The organism is Streptomyces sp. S186 (genome assembly GCF_051603415.1).
Lineage (GTDB): Bacteria > Actinomycetota > Actinomycetes > Streptomycetales > Streptomycetaceae > Streptomyces.
Genome location: NZ_CP193932.1, coordinates 3,836,672 through 3,859,457, shown reverse-complemented (window position 1 = coordinate 3,859,457; position 22,786 = coordinate 3,836,672). Strand labels below are relative to the sequence as shown.

Below are 22,786 nucleotides of genomic sequence, written 5' to 3'. Positions count from 1 at the left end.
TCCCGAGACCGCGGACGCAATCGACAGGACAGGCGCGGGACGAACGGGCGCCGGAGGGACGGGCGCGACACGAACAGGCACGGAATCCACGGGAACGGAGGCACGGAGGCACAGGCAATCAAACACGTGCAGTTGACCGGGCACACGCAGACGACAGGCAATCGGACACAACCCCAACAGCCAGACACACAACAACAGTCAGGCACACACCAACAACCAGGCACACACGGACATGCAGGCGCGCAAGAGCTGGGACGCACGCGCGCACGCAGACAGACACATGCAAACGCACGACTTCACACACAACTTGAGGGACTTCCAAGGAGGCACGAGATGTTCGGTCGATGGTGGGCGCGGGTGCGCGCGGCCGGAGCGGACCGCGGGATGAGCACCGCGGAGTACGCGGTGGGGACGTTGGCGGCATGCGCGTTCGCGGCGGTGCTCTACAAGGTGGTGACGAGCGGGCCGGTGGTCGCGGCGCTGCGGTCCCTGGTCCAGAGGGCGCTCGATGTGCACTTCTGAGGGACGAGGACGGGCCCGTGCCGCGCGTACCGGTGCGGGCCCACCGGGCGGCTGCGCAGCCCGGGACGGCGGGTTCGTTACGGCGGAGGCGGCGGTGGTGCTGCCCGTGCTGGTGGCCGTCGCGGCGGCGCTGATCTGGGGGCTGCTGGCCGCCTGTGCCCGGATCGCCTGTGTGGACGCCGCCCGGGCCGGTGCCCGTGCGGCGGCCCGCCAGGAGCCGCCGGCGCAGGCGCTCGCCGCGGCCCGTGGGGCGGCGCCCCGGGGCGCGCGGATCACGGTGGCGCGCGAGGGCGACCTGGTGCGCGTACGGGTCGAGGCCGCACTGCCCGGAGCGGGTCGGCTTCCGGTGCGGGTCGGGGGAGAGGCGGTGGCCCTTGCGGAGGAAACGGTGCGGTGACGCGGGGTCCGCCACGGTGTGGACGGTTTTCGCGGCGGCGGCCCTGTGCGCGGTCTTCGCGGCGCTGATGGCCGTCGGGCAGGCGGTCGCCGCCCGGCACCGGGCGGGCGCTGCCGCGGATCTGGCGGCGCTGGCGGCCGCGGACGAGGCGCTGCGGGGCCCGGCGGCGGCGTGCGCCACGGCGCGCCGGGTGGCCGCCGGGCAGCGCACCCGCCTGGTGCGCTGTTCGGTGGCCGGGCTGATCGCCGATGTCACGGCCGAGGCCGGCGGCGGGCCGTTCGCGGCGCGGGTGCGGTCCCGGGCGGGCCCGGCCTTGAAGTCCGCCGAGGGCACGTCGGACGCCGGGAGGGAGGCGGTTCCCGGGCCGGCCCCGGAAGCCGCCCTGGAGGCCGGCCCTGGCGCGAGCGCCGGCGGGCGGCCCCTGACGGCCGCGTGGATCGGCCCGCCGCCCCGAGCCCCGATACGGCCCGGACGGCCTGTGCTGCCCGGGTGGCCTGGGCAGCCCGGCGCCGAACGGTTCGGGACCCCACGGCCCGGGTCCGTGCGAGCGCCGGCCCGCCGGGGCTCAGTTGCCCTGCGCTCCACTGCCCGGCGCCCCGCGCAGCAGCTCGCCCAACAGCCGGATGGCGCCCCGTTTGTGGAGCGGGTCGTTGCCGTTGCCGCACTTGGGGGACTGGATGCAGGACGGGCAGCCGGCCTCGCACTCGCAGGCCGCGATGGCGCTGCGGGTGGCGGCGAGCCAGTCGGCGGCCGTGTGGAAGGCGCGTTCGGCGAAGCCCGCGCCGCCCGGGTGGCCGTCGTAGACGAAGACCGTCGGCAGCAGGGTGTCCGGGTGCAGGGGGATGGAGACACCGCCGATGTCCCAGCGGTCACAGGTGGCGAAGAGCGGCAGCATCCCGATGGAGGCGTGCTCGGCGGCGTGCAGGGCACCGCCCAGCTGCTGGGGGTTGACCCGGGCGGCGTCGAGCTGGTCCTCGGTGACCGTCCACCACACCGCGCGGGTGCGCAGCGTACGGGGCGGCAGGTCGAGCTTGGTCTCGCCCAGGACCTCTCCGGTGATCAGTTTGCGACGCAGGAAGGAGACGACCTGATTGGTGACCTCCACGGAGCCGAAGCAGAGCCGGGCATCGCCCCAGGGGACCTCGGTGTCGGTCTCCAGGATGGAGATCGCGGTGGTGTCGCGGGCGGTCGTGGAATACGGGGGGTTGGCCTCTTCCACGAGGGCGACGTCGTCCTCCAGGTCCAGGTGCCGGACGAGATAGCTGCGGCCCTGGTGGAGGTGGACGGCTCCGTCGTGGACGGTGGTGTGTGCCGCCGCGGCGTCGACGGTGCCCAGCAGCCGCCCGGTGCCGGCCTCCACGATCTGGACGGGCGAGCCGCCCTGGCCGCGGATGTCGGTGAGGTCGGCGGCCCGCTCGCGGCGCGTCCAGTACCAGGCGGTGGCACGCCGGCGCAGCAGAGCGGCGGCCTCCAGCTGAGGCAGCAGCGCCTCCGTCTCCGGGCCGAAGAGCGCGAAGTCGGCCTCGGTGAGCGGAAGTTCGGAGGCGGCCGCGCACAGGTGCGGGGCGAGCACGTACGGGTTGTCCGGGTCGAGCACGGTCGACTCGACGGGCTGGTCGAACAGCGCCTCGGGGTGGTGGACGAGATACGTGTCCAGCGGGTCGTCGCGGGCCACCAGGACGGCCAGCGCCCCCTGCCCGGCGCGGCCCGCCCGGCCGGCCTGTTGCCACAGGGACGCGCGGGTGCCCGGATAGCCCGCGATGATCACGGCGTCCAGACCGGAGACGTCCACGCCCAGTTCCAGCGCGGTGGTGGCGGCCAGGCCCAGGAGTTCGCCGCTGTGCAGGGCGCGTTCGAGGGCCCGGCGTTCCTCGGGCAGATAGCCGCCCCGGTACGCGGCGATCCGCCCGGGCAGCGAGCGGTCCACCTCCGCGAGCCGCTCCTGGGCGATCAGGGCGATCAGCTCGGCGCCGCGCCGGGAGCGGACGAAGGCGACCGTGCGCACGCCCTGGACGGCGAGGTCGGTGAGCAGATCGGCGGTCTCGGCGGTCGCGGTGCGGCGCACGGGGGCGCCCTGCTCGCCGTGGAGTTCGGTCAGCGGCGGCTCCCACAGCGCGAAGACCAACTCGCCGCGCGGCGAGGTGTCCTCCGTGATCTCGGCCACCGGCAGCCCGGTGAGCCGGGAGGCGGCCTGCGCCGGCTCCGCGGCGGTGGCCGAGGCCAGCAGGAAGACCGGCTCGGAGCCGTACCGGGCGCAGACCCGGCGCAGCCGGCGGATGACCTGGGCGACATGGGAGCCGAAGACGCCGCGGTAGCTGTGGCATTCGTCGATGACGACGTAGCGCAGTGCGCGCAGGAAGGAGGACCACCGGGCGTGGGCCGGGAGGATGCCGCGGTGCAGCATGTCCGGGTTGGTCAGCACGTAGTTGGCGTATTGGCGGACCCACTCGCGTTCCTCGACCGGGGTGTCCCCGTCGTAGACGGCGGGCCGGACGGCCGTGCCGAGCGGTGCGGCCAGTTCGCGCACGGCCCGCCGCTGGTCGGCCGCCAGGGCCTTGGTGGGCGCCAGGTACAGAGCCGTGACCCCCCTTCCGCCCGCCCGTCGCCCGCCACCACCCCGTGGAAGCGCTTCGCGCTGCAGTTTTTGACTCTGCGCCTCGGAACCGTCCAGGAGCGTGGAGAGCACGGGTGCCATGTAGGCCAGCGACTTGCCCGAGGCGGTGCCGGTGGCGACCACGACGGACTCGCCGCGCAGTGCGTGTTCGGACGTCCGTGCCTGGTGGGCCCAGGGGCGCTCGATTCCGGCTGAACGGATGGCGTCGATCACTTCCGGCCGGATCTGTGCCGGCCAGTCGGCATGGGTGCCGATCCGCGGGGGCAAGTGCTCCGTATGAGTGATGCGCGCAGCGCGGGTCGCGCCCCGGGCCAGACGGTCGAGAATCATGCCTGGGGAAGTGCGCGCACCGGGATCCGGCGGGAGTCGATTGGAGGCCATCGGCACCGAGTGTGTCACCGGTGTGACGGACAATGCTCACAAGGCGTCGTGCACGCCTGCTGGTAAGTGATTGAATGCCATGGCGGCTGCCGATCCGCCCCCACCGCGGTGGGGAGGCCCCAGGGGGGCGACCGCTCGATAGCAAGGTGCTGGAGGATCCGTGGACCTGTCCCTGTCGACCCGGACCGTTGGCGACCGTACGGTCGTCGAGGTCGGTGGCGAGATTGATGTATACACCGCGCCCAAGCTGCGGGAGCAGTTGGTCGAGCTTGTGAACGACGGAAGCTACCACCTCGTGGTGGACATGGAACGTGTCGACTTCCTGGACTCCACAGGGCTCGGCGTCCTGGTCGGCGGGCTCAAGCGGGTGCGCGCCCACGAGGGCTCGTTGCGCCTGGTCTGCAATCAGGAGCGCATTCTCAAGATCTTCCGTATCACCGGTCTGACCAAGGTGTTCCCGATCCACACCTCGGTCGACGAAGCCGTCGCAGCCACTGACTGACGGTTTGCCGGTCCCTCGCGCTCCGGGCGCGGGGATGGAAGGAGTGGGGGGTACCGGACGCACCCGTCCGGCCCCCCGCGTTGCACGCCCGCATCACGAGGGGGATGGCATGGCCACCGTCGAACTTCGCTTCAGCGCCCTTCCCGAGCACGTCCGGACCGCGCGTCTGGTCGCGGCTGCCGTGGCACGGCGCGCGGGGGTGGACGAGGCCGTCCTGGACGAGGTGCGGCTCGCCGTCGGCGAGGCGTGCAGCCGGGCCGTGGGGCTGCACGAGAGCCACGGCATCGCGGCCCCGGTGCGGGTGGTGCTGATCGAGGACGAGAAGAAGTTCTCGATCGAGGTCGGCGACGAGGTGCCGGGCGCAGGCGGGGCCGCCGCGGGCGGTGCCGAGGCCGAGGGCGCCGGGGAGACCGACGCCGAGGGCGAGGACGAGATGGGCCTCGCGGTCATCAGCGGGCTCGTCGACGACGTCGAGGTGACCTCCGGCGAGAACGGCGGGCGCATCCGGATGAGCTGGCCCGCGCACCCGGCTCCGGTCGTCCTGCCGTAGGGCGGCCGTCGAGCGAAGGCGGGACGGCGGACGGCCCCGTACGCCCGCACCCGCAAGCACACCCGCAGACGCACCGCGCTCGAACCCGTCTCCACGCGCGGCTCGCGCTGCGTGGTCTGCGGCCGGTGAGCCGTACCCCTGGGCCGTACCCCTGAGCCGTTCCCCTGAGCCGTTCCCCGGAGTCGTACCCCTCAGCCCATCTCTCCCGACGGCGATGCCCCGGTCTCCCGGGGTGCTCTTCCTGGCCTTTCCGCCCCTTGCGGGCGATGCGATCCGGTCGTGATCTGACGGCACGTCATCGTTGTGCGGGAGGCCGGCGGCAGGCTGCCGGGGGGTGTCCCGGGCGCCGGGAGAAGGGCGTGGAGTGCCTCAATTCCCTCCCGTTTCACGGCGGTCACAGGTGGAGCGGGGCGTGGTGCGAGGTCTTTGAGCAGCGGGATCAGTGGGCCGATCCGTAGTATCGGGAGATCATCCGGCCGGGGTCAGCGAATTACCTGGTTTCCTTCGTCCGGACGAATTCGGCGCACCACCGGCCTTTTGATCTTCGCCGGGAACGGGCGAATTCCCTTTGAGGCGCCCTGTTTTGATCAACCGTCGCTCCCTACAATCCGTCCACATCTTGCTCAGGACGCCTGAGCGTGCTTCCGCGCGCCCATGTGCCATAACGTCAAGGAGGACGAATGGCGGGGCCTTACACCCCTCAGTTGATGGACACCCCCACTGTTCTGGCCGCACCCTCGCTCACCGAGGGGAACCGCGGCATCGTGCTGGTGATCGCCGTCGTCGCCCTCGCCGCCCTGGCGGTCGCGGCGGTGCTGGTACGCCAGGTGCTCGCGGCCGGTGAGGGAACCGACAGTATGAAGAAGATCGCGGCGGCGGTGCAGGAAGGCGCGAATGCCTACCTGGCACGGCAGTTGCGGACCCTCGGCGTATTCGCCGTCGTCGTGTTCTTCCTGCTCATGTTGCTGCCCGCGGACAATTGGACGCAGCGGGCCGGACGCAGTGCCTTCTTCTTGATCGGCGCGGCATTCTCGGCGGCCACCGGCTATATCGGCATGTGGCTCGCGGTGCGCAGCAATGTGCGTGTGGCGGCTGCGGCCAGGGAAGCCACTCCGGGAGAAGGCGCGGCAGAGCAGAAGGATCTTACGGCGGTCGCCCACAAAGCGATGAAGATCGCTTTCCGTACCGGTGGCGTCGTCGGAATGTTCACCGTGGGCCTCGGCCTGCTCGGTGCGTCCTGTGTGGTGCTCGTCTACGCGGTCGACGCACCGAAGGTGCTGGAGGGCTTCGGCCTCGGTGCCGCGCTGATCGCGATGTTCATGAGGGTCGGCGGTGGCATCTTCACCAAGGCCGCGGACGTCGGCGCCGACCTCGTGGGCAAGGTCGAGAAGGGCATCCCGGAGGACGACCCGCGCAACGCCGCCACCATCGCGGACAACGTCGGCGACAACGTGGGCGACTGCGCCGGCATGGCGGCCGACCTCTTCGAGTCGTACGCGGTGACGCTGGTCGCCGCGCTCATCCTGGGCACCGCGGCCTTCGGCGACGCCGGGCTGGCCTTCCCGCTGCTGGTGCCGGCCATCGGCGTGCTCACCGCGATGATCGGCATCTTCGTCGTGGCGCCCCGGCGCCGGGACCGCAGCGGGATGACCGCCATCAACCGCGGCTTCTTCATCTCCGCGGGCATCTCGCTGATCCTGGTGGCCGCCGCGGTCTTCACCTACCTGCCGTCCAGCTACCAGGACCTGAGCGGGGTCAGCGACCCGGAGATCCTGGGCCGCAGCGGCGACCCGCGGATCCTGGCGCTGGTCGCGGTCGCCGTCGGCATCGTGCTGGCCGCCCTGATCCAGCAGCTGACCGGCTACTTCACCGAGACCAACCGGCGGCCCGTCCGGGACATCGGCAAGACCTCGCTGACCGGGCCGGCCACCGTCGTGCTCTCCGGCATCTCGGTCGGCCTGGAGTCGGCGGTCTACTCGGCGGTGCTGATCGGGCTGGCGGTCTACGGGGCGTTCCTGCTGGGCGGGGCCTCGATCACGCTGGCGCTGTTCGCGGTGGCGCTGGCCGGGACCGGCCTGCTGACCACCGTCGGCGTGATCGTGGCGATGGACACCTTCGGCCCGGTCTCCGACAACGCGCAGGGCATCGCCGAGATGTCCGGCGACGTCACCGGCGACGGCGCGCAGGTGCTGACCGACCTGGACGCGGTGGGCAACACCACCAAGGCCATCACCAAGGGGATCGCCATCGCGACCGCGGTGCTCGCGGCCTCCGCGCTCTTCGGCTCGTACCGGGACGCGATCGCCAACGCCGTCCGGGAGGTCGGCCACGCGGCCGGCGGGCTGAGCCTGAGCCTGGACATCTCGCAGCCGAACAACCTGGTGGGCCTGGTCCTCGGGGCCTCGGTCGTCTTCCTGTTCTCCGGGCTGGCGATCAACGCGGTCTCGCGGTCGGCCGGGGCGGTGGTCTTCGAGGTGCGCCGGCAGTTCCGCGAGAAGCCGGGGATCATGGACTACACCGAGAAGCCCGAGTACGGGCGGGTGGTCGACATCTGCACCAAGGACGCGCTGCGCGAACTGGCCACGCCGGGGCTGCTGGCGGTGCTCACGCCCATCGCGGTCGGGTTCTCGCTGGGCGTCGGCGCGCTGGGGTCGTTCCTGGCCGGCGCGATCGGCACCGGCACGCTGATGGCGGTCTTCCTCGCCAACTCCGGTGGCGCGTGGGACAACGCCAAGAAGCTGGTCGAGGACGGCCACCACGGCGGCAAGGGCAGCGAGGCGCACGCGGCGACGGTCATCGGTGACACGGTCGGCGACCCGTTCAAGGACACCGCGGGCCCGGCGATCAACCCGCTGCTGAAGGTCATGAACCTCGTCGCGCTGCTGATCGCGCCGGCCGTGGTGAAGTTCTCGTACGGCCACGACAAGAGCCTCGGTGTGCGCGTCGCGGCCGCCGTGCTGGCGCTCGCCGTCATCGTCGGCGCGGTCTACGTTTCCAAGCGGCGCGGAATCGCCGTGGGTGACGAAGGCAACAGCTCCGAGGATCCCGAAAGCGTCGCCAAGTCGACCGAGACGGCCGTGGCGTCCTGACGGGAGGGGCCGCCCCGACGGCCCGCGGACCGCTCAACGGGCGGGTGTACGGCGCGTTTTGTGCGCGCCGGACACCCGCCCGCGGCGTGCCCGGCGGGCTTCGCGGCCCTTGGTGCAAATGGCTGCAATGCGGGCCGGGGCGGATGCCCGACCCGTGGGCGAAGCCGTTCGGACGTGTATGTTCCGGGGCCGAGAGCCATGGAAGGGACCAATCCGGTGAACAAGAAGCTTGTGGCTGCCCTGTCCGGCGGTGCCGCACTCCTGCTCGCGCTGACCGGTTGCAGCGAGGACAACACCAAGAAGCTCGACAACTGGGCGAAGTCGTTCTGCGACCCGGCCCAGGCTCCGTTCAAGCAGATCCAGGACGCCAACGCCGCGATGCAGACGGCCGACAGCGGCAACACGGACTCCAAGAAGGTCCAGCAGACCGATTCGGCGGCCTTCCAGAAGATCTCCGACGCCTACGGGCAGCTGGCCAAGTCCCTGGACAAGGCGGGGGCGCCGCCGAGCGAGGGCGGCCAGGACGCCCAGAAGAACGCGGTCAAGGAGCTCAACTCGCTCTCCGCGGGCTACAAGGACCTCAAGAAGCAGGTGGACGGCCTCGACACCGGGGACAAGCTGAAGTTCGCCGACGGACTGCGCAACCTCTCCACCGGCATCAACAAGCTCAACGCCAAGAGCGAGCAGGCCTTCAAGAAGCTGGAGGCCGGCGACGTGGGCAAGGCGATGGCGCGGCAGAAGGGCTGCCAGAACCAGGGCGGCTCGGCCGGCCCGTCCACCGCGCCGTCCAAGAGCGCGTAGGACCTCCCACCCGGCGGGCGGCGGCCCGGCGACGCGCCCGAAGCCGGGCGGGGCGCCGGGCCGTCGACGATTGTCGGTGGCAGGCCCGACAATGGAGGGGTGACGATGCACCTCCCCACCGCAGATGCCCAGGACCCCGAGAGCAGTGCCCGCACCAGCCGGCTGCGCGAGGCGCTGCTGGCCGCCGCCTTCACCGCCGACGGTCTGCTGGACCTGCTCGGCGCGCCCGCGTACGCCGCGCTGGCCCGCAGCGAGACCGTCCCCGCGCTGCGCGCGACCCGGGGCGGCGGGCCGCTGGAGACCCTGGTGCGGCTGTTCCTGCTGCAGCGTCCGGTGCCGGAGGCGCGGGCGGCCGCGGTGCTGCCGGTGGCCGACTGCCTCGCCGACGGCTGGCTGGTGCGGGACGGCGCCGAGCTGCGCGCCACGGTGGACGTGCGGCCGTACGGCGGCCCCGAGGGGCAGGACTGGTGGATCGTCTCCGACCTCGGCTGCGCGGTCGGCGGGGCCGGCGGCATCCGGGGCACCACGGAGGCGGACCGCGCCCAGCTGGTGCTCGGCGTCGGCGGCGCGTCCACGACCCTCGCCGGGATCACCGCCCGCCGCCCGGTCGCCAAGGCGCTCGACCTCGGCACGGGCTCCGGCATCCAGGCGCTGCACGCCGCGCAGCACGCCACCCGGGTCACCGCCACCGACCTCAACCCCCGGGCGCTGCGGATCGCCGCGCTGACGCTGGCGCTCTCCGGGGCCGCGCCGGCGGATCTGCGCGAGGGCTCGCTCTTCGAGCCGGTCGGCGAGGAGACCTACGACCTGATCGTCTCCAACCCGCCGTTCGTGATCTCGCCGGGCGCGCGGCTCACCTACCGCGACGGCGGGATGGGCGGCGACGACCTGTGCCGCACCCTCGTCCAGCAGGCCGCCGCCCACCTCAGCGACGGCGGGTACTGCCAGCTGCTGGCCAACTGGCAGCACGTGGCGGGCGAGGAGTGGCAGGACCGGGTGCGCTCGTGGGTGCCGCGCGGCTGCGACGCCTGGATCGTGCAGCGCGAGGTGCAGGACGTCGCCCAGTATGCCGAGCTGTGGCTGCGCGACGGCGGCGACCACCGCGCCGGGCAGGAGGAGTACGCGGCGCGGTACGACGCCTGGCTCGACGAGTTCGAGGCGCGCAAGACCAAGGCCGTCGGCTTCGGCTGGATCACGCTGCGCAAGTCCGGCGCCGCGGACCCGGCCGTCACGGTCGAGGAATGGCCGCATCCGGTCGAACAGCCCCTGGGCGAGGCCGTGCTGAGCCACTTCGACCGGCAGGACTACCTGCGGGCCACCGACGACGCGGCGCTGCTGGCCGGGCGCTTCCGGCTGGTCGACGAGGTGGTGCAGGAGCAGGTGGGGCTGCCCGGCGCGGAGGATCCGGAGCATGTGGTGCTCCGTCAGAACCGCGGAATGCGGCGGGCCACGAAGGTGGACACGGTCGGCGCCGGCTTCGCGGGCGTCTGCGACGGGACGCTGCCCGCCGGGCGGATCCTGGACGCCATCGCCCAGCTCGTCGGGGAGGACCCGGTGCTGCTGCGGGACCGTACGCCGGCCTCGATCCGGATGCTGGTCGAGCAGGGCTTCCTGGACCCGGTCGGCTGAGCGGAGGAGGCCGCCGCGGCGGCGGGCCCGGACGGCTGCCGGCGGCGCTCCGGGGCAACTGCCGTTACGGAGGCGGGCGTTCGGTTTCGGCCAGTTCCGGTGAATTCGGCAGAAAGTGCGGTGGAGTGGGAACCTCCGTGGACTGATGTCCGTATTCCAGAGCGAAGGTCATCAACCGCCCATTGACCCATCAGTGAGGAATCCCAGATGAACCGTGCACTTCGTTACGCCGCCGTCGGGATGGTCACCGCCGCTCTGCTCGCCGGGGGTTCGGCCGCCGCCTTCGCCGCGCCGCAGCAGGTCCACACGCCCGCCGCGGCCGTGGCCGCCGCGCCCGCGAAGGCGACGCTGACCGCCAAGGCCAGCGTGACGACGGTCAAGGCATGGCAGGAGTTCCGGATCACCGGCGCCACCAAGGGCCTCAAGCCGGGCGCCAAGGTCACGGTCCAGCAGAAGCAGGGCAAGAAGTGGGTATCGCTGCCGGCCCAGGCGCCGGTCAACGCCAAGGGCAGCTACGCGATACGCGTCAAGCTCGGCATCAAGGGCGTCAACGAGCTGCGGATCGCGTCCGGCGGCGCCGTCTCCCCGGTGGTGAAGGTCACCGTCCGCTGACGCCGCGGGGCCCGGCCGTCAGCCGGCGAGGCCGATGACGTTCCGGGCGATCATCCACACCGCGGCGATGCCGAGGACCACGGCATTGCCGCGGGCCGTCAGCTTCAGCGGGCGGCGCCGCCCGCGCAGCCCGGCGGCCAGCCAGCGCACCAGCACATATGCCAGCGCCGGGACGCCGAGGACGAGCAGGACGGCGTTGTCGCCGAAGGCCGTGGCGACGTCGCCGTGCAGCAGGTCGTACGCCATCCGCGTGCCGCCGCAGAACGGGCAGAGCAGGCCGGTCAGCAGCCGGAAGGGGCAGGGGATCAGCAGCTGACCGGGCTGGTGCGGGTCGGTGTGCCAGAGATAGACGGCGCCGAGCACGCCGGTGCCGAGCGCGAGGGACGCCTGGCGCAGGGTGCGCCGGCGCACCGCCGCGGGGCCGCCCGGTGGCACGGATCCGCCGGGTGGCGTCGGGGCGGTGGCGCCCTGGGGCTCGTCGGGGCTCACACGCTCAGCGACCTGGCGAAGTTGACCTGGTTCAGGACGAACATGACCTGCTCGCGCGACTGCACGGGGATCATCGTGGAGTGGTGCCGGCCGCCGCTGTTCACCGTGACCTGCACGAAGCCGGTCGTGGTGCGCTCCTTCATGAGGAGAAAGAGCAGCCCGAGCAGGCAGAAGAAGAAAAAGATGATGGCGAGGACGACGGCGTGCGCGGGCATCCGCTCCTCCGTACGCGACAGGTCGGTGGCCGTCCAGACCGCGCCCCTGAGCGGCATCGCACCGGCCGGCGTCATGATCGTGTCGCCGCTGACCGCGATGTCGCCGAGCGACAGTGTCGTACCGGCGGCCTGCGGCTGCGGGGCCGGGAAGCCGCCGGACGGAGGCGGCGGGGCGCCGGGCGTGAAGGCGGGCGGCGGCGGGGCGGCCTGCGGATAGCCGTAGCCGGGGTCCCCGGGGCGGCCGCCCTGCGGGTAGCCGTAGCCGGCGTCGGCGGGCCGGCTGCCCTCCGGGGTGGCGTACGGGTTCTGGCCGGGCCGGCCGGGCGGCTGCTCCGGTGGCGGTCCGGGATAGTGGTTCGCCATGGGTGTCGTTCCCCCCGAGAGTGCGTGACGTCGACGGCTGCCGGCCCACCCGGTGGGCCGTGCCGCGTCCATCCTGCCAGTCCGCTCACCGGCCGTATCAAGGTGATGACGGCAATCGGAGCCGGTCTGTGACGGTTGCCGCACACGCCGTGCCCGGCCGTCGCCGGGGCGGCCAAGTGACGGGCGGTTACTCTGCGAGACCGGTGCCAGGCCGGGGCGGTTGCCGGGCGGTGCCGGGCGGTGGGGCGGAGCGGGAGCGCCGTGATCCACGCGGGCCCCGCGGCGGGCCGCCGGGAAGCGGCCGGAGCGGCCGGGGCGGCGCGAAGGCATGTAGTCGGGTTACCGTTCGAGTGGCGTTGCGGGGTTTTTCCGTTTGACACGGGGGCGGGAGGTACCGTCACACTCCGCAGCGTCAAGCGTCACCGCAGTGCACCCCGGGCGTCCGGCCCGGGAGCGTTTCCAGCGTCGACCGGAGAGAAGAGCGAAGTTGTCCCCGACCAGCGAGACCGCAGAGGGCGGCGGCCGCCGACTCGTCATCGTCGAGTCGCCTGCCAAGGCGAAGACGATCAAGGGCTACCTCGGCCCCGGCTACGTGGTCGAGGCCAGCGTCGGGCACATCCGTGACCTCCCGAACGGCGCGGCCGAGGTCCCGGCGAAGTACAAGGGCGAGTCCTGGGCCCGCCTCGGCGTGAACGTCGACGCCGACTTCCAGCCGATCTATGTGGTCAACACCGACAAAAAGGACCAGGTCAAGAAGCTCAAGGCGCTGCTGGCCGAGTCCGACGAACTCTTCCTCGCCACCGATGAGGACCGCGAGGGCGAGGCCATCGCGTGGCACCTCCAGGAGATCCTCAAGCCGAAGGTCCCGGTCCACCGGATGGTCTTCCACGAGATCACCAAGGACGCCATCCGCGAGGCCGTCGCCAACCCCCGCGACCTCAACCAGAAGCTGGTCGACGCCCAGGAGACCCGCCGGATCCTCGACCGCCTCTACGGCTACGAGGTCTCCCCGGTGCTGTGGAAGAAGGTCATGCCCCGGCTGTCCGCCGGCCGGGTGCAGTCGGTGGCGACCCGGCTCGTGGTCGAGCGGGAGCGCGAGCGGATCGCCTTCCGCTCCGCCGAGTACTGGGACCTGACCGGCACCTTCTCCACCGGCCGCCCCGGTGACGCCAGCGACCCGTCGACGCTGACCGCCCGCCTGAACACCGTCGACGGCCGCCGCGTCGCCCAGGGCCGCGACTTCGGCCCCAACGGGCAGCTGAAGAACGCCGACGTTCTCCACCTGGACGAGGCGAACGCCCGCGCGCTGGCCGCCGCCCTGGAGAACACCGACTTCTCGGTCCGCTCGGTCGAGTCCAAGCCGTACCGCCGCTCGCCGTACGCGCCGTTCCGGACGACCACCCTCCAGCAGGAGGCCAGCCGCAAGCTCGGCTTCGGCGCCAAGGCCACCATGCAGATCGCGCAGAAGCTGTACGAGAACGGCTTCATCACCTATATGCGTACGGACTCCACCACGCTCTCGGACACCGCGGTCGCCGCGGCCCGGGCGCAGGTGACGCACCTGTACGGCGCGAACTACCTGCCGGACAAGCCGCGTACGTACGCCGGCAAGGTCAAGAACGCGCAGGAGGCGCACGAGGCGATCCGCCCCTCCGGCGACCGCTTCCGCACGCCCGCCGAGACCGGGCTGACCGGCGACCAGTTCCGCCTCTACGAGCTGATCTGGAAGCGGACCGTCGCCTCCCAGATGAAGGACGCGACCGGTAACTCCGTCACCGTCAGGATCGGCGGGCAGGCCGCGGACGGCCGGGACACCGAGTTCAGCGCGTCCGGCAAGACCATCACCTTCCACGGCTTCCTCAAGGCGTACGTCGAGGGTGCCGACGACCCGAACGCCGAGCTGGACGACCGCGAGCGGCGGCTGCCGCAGGTCGCCGAGGGCGACGCGCTGGCCGCGCAGGAGATCACCGCCGACGGCCACGCCACCAAGCCGCCCGCCCGCTACACCGAGGCCACGCTGGTCAAGGAGCTGGAGGAGCGGGAGATCGGCCGCCCGTCGACGTACGCGTCGATCATCGGCACGATCCTGGACCGCGGCTATGTCTTCAAGAAGGGCACCGCGCTCGTCCCGTCGTTCCTCTCCTTCGCCGTGGTCAACCTCCTGGAGAAGCACTTCGGCCGGCTCGTCGACTACGACTTCACCGCCAAGATGGAGGACGACCTCGACCGCATCGCCCGCGGCGAGGCACAGGCCGTGCCGTGGCTGCGGCGCTTCTACTTCGGCGAAGGCGCGGGCGAGGGCGGCGCGGCGGACGCCGGGAACGGCGACGGCGACCACCTCGGCGGCCTGAAGGAGCTGGTCACGGACCTGGGCGCGATCGACGCCCGGGAGATCTCGTCGTTCCCGGTGGGCAGCGGCATCACGCTGCGGGTCGGCCGCTACGGCCCGTACGTCGAGCGCGGTGAGAAGGACGAGGAGGGCCACCAGCGGGCCGACGTCCCCGACGACCTGGCGCCCGACGAGCTGACCGTGGCGTACGCCGAGGAGCTGCTGGCCAAGCCGAGCGGCGACTACGAGCTGGGCATGGACCCGGAAAGCGGGCACCAGATCGTGGCGAAGGACGGCCGCTACGGCCCGTACGTCACCGAGGTGCTGCCCGAGGGCACCCCGAAGACCGGCAAGAACGCAGTCAAGCCGCGCACCGCCTCGCTCTTCAAGTCGATGTCCCTGGACACCGTGACCCTGGCGGACGCGCTGAAGCTGATGTCGCTGCCGCGGGTCGTGGGCACCGACGCCGAGGGCGTGGAGATCACCGCGCAGAACGGCCGCTACGGCCCGTACCTGAAGAAGGGCACCGACTCGCGTTCCCTGGAGCACGAGGAGCAGCTCTTCACGATCACCCTCGACGAGGCGCTGGCGATCTACGCGCAGCCCAAGCAGCGCGGCCGGGCCGCCGCCAAGCCGCCGCTGAAGGAGCTGGGCACGGACCCGGTGAGCGGCAAGCCGGTGGTGGTCAAGGACGGCCGGTTCGGCGCGTACGTCACCGACGGCGAGACCAACGCGACGCTGCGGCGGGACGACGACGTCGAGACGATCACGCCCGAGCGCGGTTACGAGCTGCTGGCGGAGAAGCGCGCCAAGGGGCCGGCGAAGAAGACCGCCAAGAAGGCGGCCAAGAAGGCGCCGGCCAAGAAGACGGCCGCGAAGAAGACCACCGCCAAGAAGACCGCGGCGAAGAAGACCACGGCGACGAAGACGGCGGCGAAGAAGACCACCGCCAAGAAGACCGCGGCGACGGCGGCGAAGAAGACCGCGGCCCCGGCCGAGGACTGAGCCGCCCGGACCGCGCCTGCCCGGCGCGGTCGGGCGCGGCACAAGGGCGGGCCGGCGGACACCCTCCGCCGGCCCGCCCTTTCGCGCTCCGTGTGGCCGCCCGTTTGTTCGGGCAGGCGCCCGGTGGAGTGTTCCCTCCCGATAGGCTGGCGAGATGACGCGTGCCGAGCAGCCAACGGTCGTGACCCCCACATCAGACGCCCTCGCAGCCGATTCCCGCGAGCGCGCCGTACGTGCCCTGCTCCGCTTCCCCCCACTGAAGCGGTTGTGGAGCGCCCAGTTCGTCGGGGGTATCGGCGATGCCCTGTCCTTGCTTGTCCTGGTGGTCCTCGCCCTACAGGCGGCGCTCTACGTACCGCTGGGCGGCCAGGCCGTGTTCGGCGGCGGCTATCGGGGCGCCGCCCTCGCGGTGACCGCCGTCTTCGGCGTGCGGATGCTGGCGACCCTGCTCTTCGGCGCCGTCCTGCTCGGCCCGCTGTCCGCGCTCACGGCGCCGGGCGGACCGCTGGACCGCCGCTGGACGATGATCGCCGCGGACGGCCTGCGGCTCGCGCTGCTGGTCGTCGCCCCCCTTTGGATCGACTGGACGCCGATCAGCGCGCTGGCCTGGCTGCTGGTGACGGTCTTCGTCAGCGGCGTCGCCGAGCGGTTCTGGACGGTGGCCCGGGAGAGCGCCGCGCCGGCCCTGCTGCCCGCGCCTCCCCCGGAGGGCGGCGCCATCAGGCCGCTGCCCGACAACATGGACGCGCTGCGCCGGCTGTCGCTGCGCACCGGCTTCGTCGCGCTGCCGGTCGCGGCCGCCGCCCTGCTGGTGTGCGCCCTGATCGGGCGGCTGCTGGGGACCGGCGTGGAGTGGTTCCACCTGCACCAGGTGGCCCTGGGCTCGTACGTCGCGGCCGGACTGTTCGCCGCGTCGGTCTCGATCCTCTACTTCATCGAGCTGCCCGACGGGGCCACGCCGCGGCCGCGCTCCCCCCTGGAGGGCCTGCGCCGGCCGAAGTCCGCCCCGGCGACGGCCACGACGGGCGGCGCGCCCGAGCGGGGCCGCACCGGCGCGATCCCGCTGCTGGTGGCGGCCTGCGCGGCGGTGGCCGCCGCGATCGCCGCGGCCGCCGCGGTCTCCGTCCTGCACGCCGCCGACCTGGGCGCCGGGCCGGCCGGCTACGCGCTGCTGGTGCTCGCGCTGACCGGCGGCACGGCCGTCGGCATCCGCGGCGCCCGCAGGGTGCTGCCCGGTTTCTCCCGGCGCCGGCTGCTCGCCCTGGCGGTCGCCACCACCGGTCTGCTGCTGCTGGCCATGGGGCTGGTGCCGGACACCACCTCGGTGCTGGTGCTCGCGCTGCTGGCCGGGATCAGCGCCGGTATCGCCGCCAATACGGGCCATGTGCTGCTGGACCAGGAGACCGAGCCGGCCCGCATCGCGCGGACGACCGAGCACCTCCAGGCCGTCGTCCGGCTCGCCATCGGGCTGGCCGCCATCGTCGCGCCCCTGCTGGCCGCGGTCATCGGCCGGCACCAGATCGGCGGCGGCGCCTTCGTCTTCGCGCACGGCGGCGCCGCGTTCACCCTGATGCTGGCCGGCGCGCTGCTGCTGCCGGTCGCCGCCTGGGTGCTGGGCCGGACCGACGACCGGCAGGGCGTCCCGTTCCGGCACGACCTGCGGGAGGCGGTGCGCGGCGGCGACCCGGCGCAGGCCACCGCGGCCACCGGCTTCTTCATCGCCCTGGAGGGCGGCGACGGGGCCGGGAAGTCCACCCAGGTCGAGGCGCTCGCCGAGTGGATCCGCGGCAAGGGCCACGAGGTCGTGGTGACCCGGGAGCCGGGCGCCACCGCCATCGGCAAGCGGCTGCGCTCGATCATCCTGGACGTGTCCACGTCCGGTCTCTCCGACCGCGCCGAGGCGCTGATGTTCGCCGCCGACCGCGCCGAGCACGTCGACAGCGTCGTCCGGCCGGCGCTGGCCCGCGGCGCGGTGGTGATCACCGACCGCTACATCGACTCGTCGGTGGCCTACCAGGGCGCGGGCCGGAACCTCGCGCCCACCGAGATCGCCCGGATCAACCGCTGGGCGACCGGTGGCCTGGTGCCGCACCTGACCGTCCTGCTGGACATCGCCCCGGACGCCGCCCGCGAGCGCTTCACCGAGGCACCGGACCGTATGGAGTCCGAGCCGGCCGAGTTCCACGAGCGGGTGCGCAGCGGCTTCCTCACCCTGGCCGCCGCCGACCCCGCGCGCTATCTGGTCGTCGACGCGGCCCAGGACCCGGAGGCCATCACGACCGTCCTCCGCCACCGGCTCGACCAGGTCCTCCCGCTCTCCGAGGCCGAGATCAAGGCCCGGGACGAGGCCCGCAAGGCGGCCGAGGAGGAGGCCCGCCGCAAGGCCGAGGAGGAGGCCGCGCGCAAGGCGGAGGAGGAGCGCCGGGAGCGGGAGCGCCAGGAGCAGCTCGCCAAGCTGCGCGCCGAGGAAGAGGAGCGCAAGCGGCAGGAGGCCGAGGAGGCCAGGGCCCGGGAGGCCGCCCGCCAGGCCGAGGAGGCCCGTAAGCGCGCCGAGGAGGCCCGCCAGGCTGCCGAGGAGGAGCGCAAGCGGCGCGGGGCGGAGGAGAAGGCCCGCAGGGCTGAGCAGGAGCGGCTGCGCAAGGAGCACGAGGAGCAGGCGCGGCTGCGCCGGGAGGCCGAGGAGCGCCGCCTGGAGAAGCAGCGCAAGGCCGAGGAGGCGCTGCTGCGCGCCGAGCAGGCCCGGATCGCGGCGGCCGAGGCGGCGGCCGCGGCCGAGGCGAGGGCCGAGGCGGAGGCCGCCGAGTCGGCCGAGGCGCCGACCGCCGAGACGGATGTGACGCAGCTGCGGAAGCGGATGGCGGCGGAGGGCGACTCGGGGGCGGGGGGTGATGGTGGCTCCGGGGGCGGTGGCGGTACCGGATCCAGTGCCTCCGGTTCCGCTGGTTTCTCCGGTGGGTCCGGCTCCTCCGGTGGCTCCGGTTCTTCCGGTTCCGGTTCCGACGCGGACAGCGAGCGGACGGCGGCGCTGCCGCGGCCCGAGTCGCGGGACGCGCACGGCCCCGCGGACGAGACGGCGGTCCTGCCTGTACGGGACGGTTCCCGGGACGCCCACCGGGGAGGCGGCGCGGACTCCGAGGAGACCGCCGTGCTGCCGCCCGTCCGGGAGGACGACCCGGCGGACCGGGTGCCGCCGTGGATGTTCGCCCAGGAGAACGGCGCGGCCGGGACCGCCGGGGACGCCGGCGCGGCCGAGGGCGGCACCGAGCGGACCCGCGAACTCCCACAGATCGACCCGGAGACCGGCCGCCCGGCGGAGCCCCCGCGGCGCGGCCGCCCCCGCCCCGAGTGGGCGGAGGAGACCCCGCTGGACGACCTGCCGTCCCTCGCCGACGAGCTCCTCGGCCCGCACGCGGACGACGACGCCGACCACGGCACGGGCGGGAACGGCCGCCGCCGGGGCCGGCGCGGCTGACGGGGCCGGGACCGGAGCGAACGGCCGTGGCCGCAGCAACTCGCGCTGCGGCCACGGCCGTTCGCGCGCCCGTCCCCGGCGCGGGACGGATTGTCGGTGGGTTGCACCACAATGGGTGGGGCACGGGGCGTTACGGACGGGCGCGGCGGATGGGTGTTTACCGATGGGCGCGGCGGACGGGCGTAACGGACGCGTCCGGGCCGACCGTCCGGGCGACCGAGCAGCAGCAGTAGTTGGCAGCAGCAATACACGCGCGGGGCGCGCCCCAGGGCGCCCGCCGCGCACAGCACGCGGAACGGACAGGACAGGACGGCAGCAGCGATGGCGGTATGGGACGACGTGGTCGGCCAGGAGCGGGTGACGGCGCAGCTCGCCGCGGCCGCACGCGACGCGGACGCCATCGTGGCCGCCGAGGGCGCGGCCCGGGAGGCGTCGGCCGGCGAGCCGGGCGCGGCCGCGGCGGAGCGGAACGGCTCCCAGATGACGCACGCCTGGCTGTTCACGGGCCCGCCCGGTTCCGGCCGGGCCGCCGCCGCCCGCGCCTTCGCCGCCGCCCTCCAGTGTGTGAGCCCGGACCGCGCCCTGGGCGGCGCCCCCGGTTGCGGCTTCTGCGACGGCTGCCACACCACCCTCGTCGGCACCCATGCCGACGTCGAGATCGTCCGCACGGACCTGCTCTCCATCGGCGTCAAGGAGACCCGCGACCTGGTCCGCCGGGCCTCGCTCTCCCCGGCCGGCGGCCGCTGGCAGGTGATCGTCCTGGAGGACGCCGACCGCCTCACCGAGGGCGCGGGCAACGTCCTCCTCAAGGCCGTCGAGGAGCCCGCCCCCCGCACGGTCTGGCTCCTGTGCGCCCCCTCCATCGAGGACGTCCTCCCCACCATCCGCTCCCGCTGCCGCCACCTCTCGCTGCGCACGCCCCCGGTCGGCGCGGTCGCCGACGTCCTCGTCCGCCGCGACGGCATCGATCCGGAGGCCGCCGCCCGCGCCGCCCGTGCCACCCAGGGGCACATCGACCGGGCCCGCCGCCTGGCCACCGACGAGCGCGCCCGCGCCCGCCGCGCCGCCGTCCTGAAGCTCCCCCTCCGCGTCGACGACATCGGCGGCTGCCTGAAAGCCGCACAGGAGCTGATCGACGCCGCCGGGGAGGACGCCAAGCAGGTCGCCGAGGAGGTCGACGCCAAGGAGACCGAGGAGCTGCGCGCCGCCCTCGGGGCCGCGGCCGGCACCGGCGGGCGGCTGCCCCGCGGCACCGCGGGCGCCATGAAGGAGCTCCAGGACAAGCAGAAGCGCCGCGCCACCCGCACCCAGCGCGACAGCCTCGACCTCGCCCTGGTCGACCTCACCGCCTTCTACCGCGACGTCCTCGCCCTCCAGATGGGCGCCACCGTCCCGCTCGCCAACGACGAGGTCGGTGACGGCCTCCGGCGCATCGCCGGCAATTCCACCCCCGAGCGCACCCTGCGCCGCATAGAAGCGGTGATCGCCTGCCGGGAGGCCCTGGAGCGCAATGTCGCCCCGCTGCTCGCCGTCGAGGCCATGACGGTGGCGCTCCGGGCGGGCTGAGCGCCCCACGGCCGCCCCACCGTCGGCCCACCGCCCGCGCGATCGCCGCGCACAGACCGTTGGTCTATGGATACGCTCCGTAGGTGACCGGAAGATCCGCACCCGGAAAATCCGCAGGTGCCCCGGAAGGAGCCGGAAAACCGGGAGCCGGGGGCCGGAAGCCGGACGCGCACCACCGAGGAGCACACCACACCGAGGAGTCCGAGGAGAGCACCCCACCAAGGAGTCCGAGGAGTCCGAGGAGAACACACCGCACCGAGGAGCCACCGCCGCCAGGAACGCCACGCAGGCCACCACCGGGAACACTCCCACCCGGGGACCGACACCAAGGGACCGCCATGCCGCCCAGCCGCCTGTTCCGCTCCACCACGACCGCTGCCGCCGCTGCCGCCGCGGCCCTCGCCCTGCTGATCTCCGGCTGTTCGTCGGGGACGTCGTCCTCCCCCGGTGGCGCCGGTTCGTCGGGCCACTCCACGGAGGCCGGCGCCGACCGCCCGGCGTCCTCCGTCACCCCCCTGGCGCCGCTCCCGACGGCCATCCCGGCCGCACTCCGCCCGTATTACGACCAGAAGCTGAGCTGGCACGACTGCGGCGTGGCGGGCTTCGAGTGCGCCACGATGAAGGCACCCCTGGACTACACCAAGCCCGACCCGGCCACTGACCTGAAGCTGGCGGTCGCCCGCAAGCAGGCCACCAGCCCCGGCACCCGGCTCGGCTCCCTGATGGTCAACCCGGGCGGCCCCGGCGGCTCGGCGATCGACTACCTCCAGCAGTACGCGCCCCAGCCGGCCGCGGTCCGGGCGCGGTACGACATGGTCGCCATGGACCCGCGCGGGGTGGCCCGCAGCGAGCCGGTCGAATGCCTCACCGACCGCCAGATGGACCGCTACACCCAGACCGACACCACCCCCGACAGCCCCGCCGAGGTCGACCAGCTCGTCACCGCCGACCGCGACTTCGACGAGGGCTGCGAGGCCCGCTCCGGCAAGCTGCTGCCGCACGTCTCCACCATCGAGGCGGCCCGCGACATGGACGTCCTGCGCGCCGTCCTCGGTGACAAGCGGCTGACCTACGTCGGCGCCTCCTACGGCACCTTCCTCGGCGCGACCTACGCCGGCCTCTTCCCGTCCCGCTCCGGCCGCCTGGTCCTCGACGGCGCGATGGACCCGTCGCTGGACTCCCGCGCCATCAACCTCCAGCAGGCCGCCGGCTTCAACACCGCCTTCACCGCGTTCGCCGCCGACTGCGTGAAGAAGAAGGACTGCCCGCTCGGCACCCAGAGTGCCGAGGACGCCGGCCGACAGCTCTCCGCGCTCTTCAAGAAGCTGGACGCCCACCCGATCGACACCGGCCAGGACCGCAAGCTCACCGAGTCCCTCGCCACCACCGGTGTCATCGCCGCGATGTACGACCAGGGCGCCTGGCCCCTGCTGCGCCAGTCCATCGCCCAGGCCCGGGCCGGCAACGGCCGCGGACTGCTCGCCCTCTCCGACAGCTACTACGAGCGCGACGCCTCGGGCCACTACGCCAACCAGATGTACGCCAACCCGGCCGTCAACTGCCTCGACCTCCCGGCCCCCTTCACCGGCCCCGACCAGGTCCGCGCCGCGCTGCCCGCCTTCCGCAAGGCGTCCCCGGTCTTCGGCGACAACTTCGCCTGGTCCGCCCTTAGCTGCGCCTACTGGCCGGTCAAGGCCACCGGCACGGTCCACCGCATCGAGGCCAAGGGCGCCGACCCGATCGTCGTCGTCGGCACCACCCGCGACCCGGCCACCCCGTACACCTGGGCCAAGGGCCTGGCCACCCAGCTCTCCAGCGGCACCCTCCTGACCTACGTCGGCGACGGCCACACCGCCTACGGCCGCGGCAGCGACTGCATCGACACCGCCATCAACACCTACCTCCTCGAAGGCACCCCACCCGCCAAGAACAAGCACTGCACGTGACCCGCCCCACACCCGCCCCCACCCCCACCGAGCCCCTCCGGAACCGAGTACAGAGCACCCCCCGCTCCTGTGTAGACTGGGCCGCGCACCACGCCGCCTTAGCTCAGTTGGCCAGAGCAACGCACTCGTAATGCGTAGGTCTCGGGTTCGAATCCCGAAGGCGGCTCGGAGGTGAAACCCCAGGTCAGGTATCCGACCTGGGGTTTTATCGTTTCGTGGATCATGGAATGTTAGCCGGCGCGCCCTGATGGCCTGCGTATTCGGATACGTGGGCCTGAGGTTTCACACTCCGGGGCGCTCTCGC

15 protein-coding genes, 1 tRNA gene and 1 pseudogene are annotated in these 22,786 nt (G+C 73.1%); 14 read left to right on the top strand and 3 right to left on the bottom strand.

What is annotated here, in order from left to right:
* Window positions 1-333: 333 nt before the first annotated feature.
* The 3 genes and pseudogenes from ACRAS8_RS16395 to ACRAS8_RS16385 form a co-directional block, all read left to right on the top strand.
* Entirely contained in the window at window positions 334-522 is a 189-nt protein-coding gene (locus tag ACRAS8_RS16395) for a DUF4244 domain-containing protein (RefSeq protein ID WP_438486795.1), read from the top strand.
* Window positions 509-919 carry a TadE family type IV pilus minor pilin gene (locus ACRAS8_RS16390; RefSeq protein ID WP_438486794.1) on the top strand — a complete coding sequence of 137 codons (411 nt, stop codon included), beginning with the start codon at window positions 509-511 and terminating at the stop codon, window positions 917-919. The genes ACRAS8_RS16395 and ACRAS8_RS16390 overlap by 14 nt, the downstream gene beginning before the upstream one ends.
* A gap of 16 nt (window positions 920-935) precedes the next feature.
* Window positions 936-1,169 (top strand): annotated as a pseudogene (locus ACRAS8_RS16385) (Rv3654c family TadE-like protein); the annotation flags it as partial.
* 315 nt (window positions 1,170-1,484) lie between these two features.
* Here ACRAS8_RS16385 and ACRAS8_RS16380 read toward each other — a convergent pair.
* Window positions 1,485-3,914 (bottom strand): DEAD/DEAH box helicase, encoded by a 2,430-nt coding sequence (locus ACRAS8_RS16380; RefSeq protein WP_438486793.1) that lies wholly within the window; start codon window positions 3,912-3,914, stop codon window positions 1,485-1,487.
* A gap of 160 nt (window positions 3,915-4,074) precedes the next feature.
* On the opposite strand from ACRAS8_RS16380, the gene bldG reads away from it, so the two are divergent.
* The 6 genes from bldG to ACRAS8_RS16350 all read left to right on the top strand — a co-directional run bounded on the left by bldG (window position 4,075) and on the right by ACRAS8_RS16350 (window position 11,097).
* On the top strand, window positions 4,075-4,416 hold the full coding sequence (gene bldG / locus ACRAS8_RS16375; RefSeq protein WP_004571875.1) for an anti-sigma factor antagonist BldG: 342 nt from the start codon (window positions 4,075-4,077) through the stop codon (window positions 4,414-4,416).
* A gap of 109 nt (window positions 4,417-4,525) precedes the next feature.
* The gene (locus ACRAS8_RS16370; protein WP_438486792.1) at window positions 4,526-4,966 is read left to right on the top strand and encodes an ATP-binding protein; all 441 of its coding nucleotides are present in this window, start codon (window positions 4,526-4,528) and stop codon (window positions 4,964-4,966) included.
* Between the two features lie 680 nt (window positions 4,967-5,646).
* Window positions 5,647-8,055 carry a sodium-translocating pyrophosphatase gene (locus tag ACRAS8_RS16365; RefSeq protein WP_438486791.1) on the top strand — a complete coding sequence of 803 codons (2,409 nt, stop codon included), beginning with the start codon at window positions 5,647-5,649 and terminating at the stop codon, window positions 8,053-8,055.
* A gap of 216 nt (window positions 8,056-8,271) precedes the next feature.
* The gene (locus ACRAS8_RS16360; RefSeq protein WP_438486790.1) at window positions 8,272-8,856 is read left to right on the top strand and encodes a small secreted protein; all 585 of its coding nucleotides are present in this window, start codon (window positions 8,272-8,274) and stop codon (window positions 8,854-8,856) included.
* A gap of 105 nt (window positions 8,857-8,961) precedes the next feature.
* Window positions 8,962-10,485 (top strand): DUF7059 domain-containing protein, encoded by a 1,524-nt coding sequence (locus tag ACRAS8_RS16355; RefSeq protein WP_438490506.1) that lies wholly within the window; start codon window positions 8,962-8,964, stop codon window positions 10,483-10,485.
* A 207-nt stretch (window positions 10,486-10,692) separates the two neighbouring features.
* On the top strand, window positions 10,693-11,097 hold the full coding sequence (locus tag ACRAS8_RS16350) for a hypothetical protein (RefSeq protein WP_438486789.1): 405 nt from the start codon (window positions 10,693-10,695) through the stop codon (window positions 11,095-11,097).
* Window positions 11,098-11,115: 18 nt separating this feature from the next.
* On the opposite strand, the gene ACRAS8_RS16345 is transcribed toward ACRAS8_RS16350, so the two are convergent.
* Window positions 11,116-11,586, bottom strand: coding sequence for a DUF2752 domain-containing protein (locus tag ACRAS8_RS16345; protein ID WP_438486788.1), 471 nt, complete (start codon window positions 11,584-11,586; stop codon window positions 11,116-11,118).
* Window positions 11,583-12,164, bottom strand: a complete 582-nt coding sequence (locus ACRAS8_RS16340; RefSeq protein WP_438486787.1) for a hypothetical protein — start codon at window positions 12,162-12,164, stop codon at window positions 11,583-11,585. Before ACRAS8_RS16340 ends, ACRAS8_RS16345 begins: the two co-directional genes overlap by 4 nt.
* A gap of 487 nt (window positions 12,165-12,651) precedes the next feature.
* On the opposite strand from ACRAS8_RS16340, the gene topA reads away from it, so the two are divergent.
* From topA to ACRAS8_RS16315, 5 genes are all read left to right on the top strand, one after another.
* On the top strand, window positions 12,652-15,498 hold the full coding sequence (gene topA, locus ACRAS8_RS16335; RefSeq protein WP_438486786.1) for a type I DNA topoisomerase: 2,847 nt from the start codon (window positions 12,652-12,654) through the stop codon (window positions 15,496-15,498).
* Window positions 15,499-15,652: 154 nt separating this feature from the next.
* The gene (tmk, locus tag ACRAS8_RS16330) at window positions 15,653-18,970 is read left to right on the top strand and encodes a dTMP kinase (protein ID WP_438486785.1); all 3,318 of its coding nucleotides are present in this window, start codon (window positions 15,653-15,655) and stop codon (window positions 18,968-18,970) included.
* Window positions 18,971-19,291: 321 nt separating this feature from the next.
* Entirely contained in the window at window positions 19,292-20,536 is a 1,245-nt protein-coding gene (locus ACRAS8_RS16325; protein WP_438486784.1) for a DNA polymerase III subunit delta', read from the top strand.
* A 338-nt stretch (window positions 20,537-20,874) separates the two neighbouring features.
* The gene (locus ACRAS8_RS16320) at window positions 20,875-22,482 is read left to right on the top strand and encodes an alpha/beta hydrolase (RefSeq protein ID WP_438486783.1); all 1,608 of its coding nucleotides are present in this window, start codon (window positions 20,875-20,877) and stop codon (window positions 22,480-22,482) included.
* Window positions 22,483-22,574: 92 nt separating this feature from the next.
* A tRNA-Thr gene (locus tag ACRAS8_RS16315) sits at window positions 22,575-22,648 on the top strand.
* The last annotated feature ends 138 nt before the right edge of the window (window positions 22,649-22,786 follow it).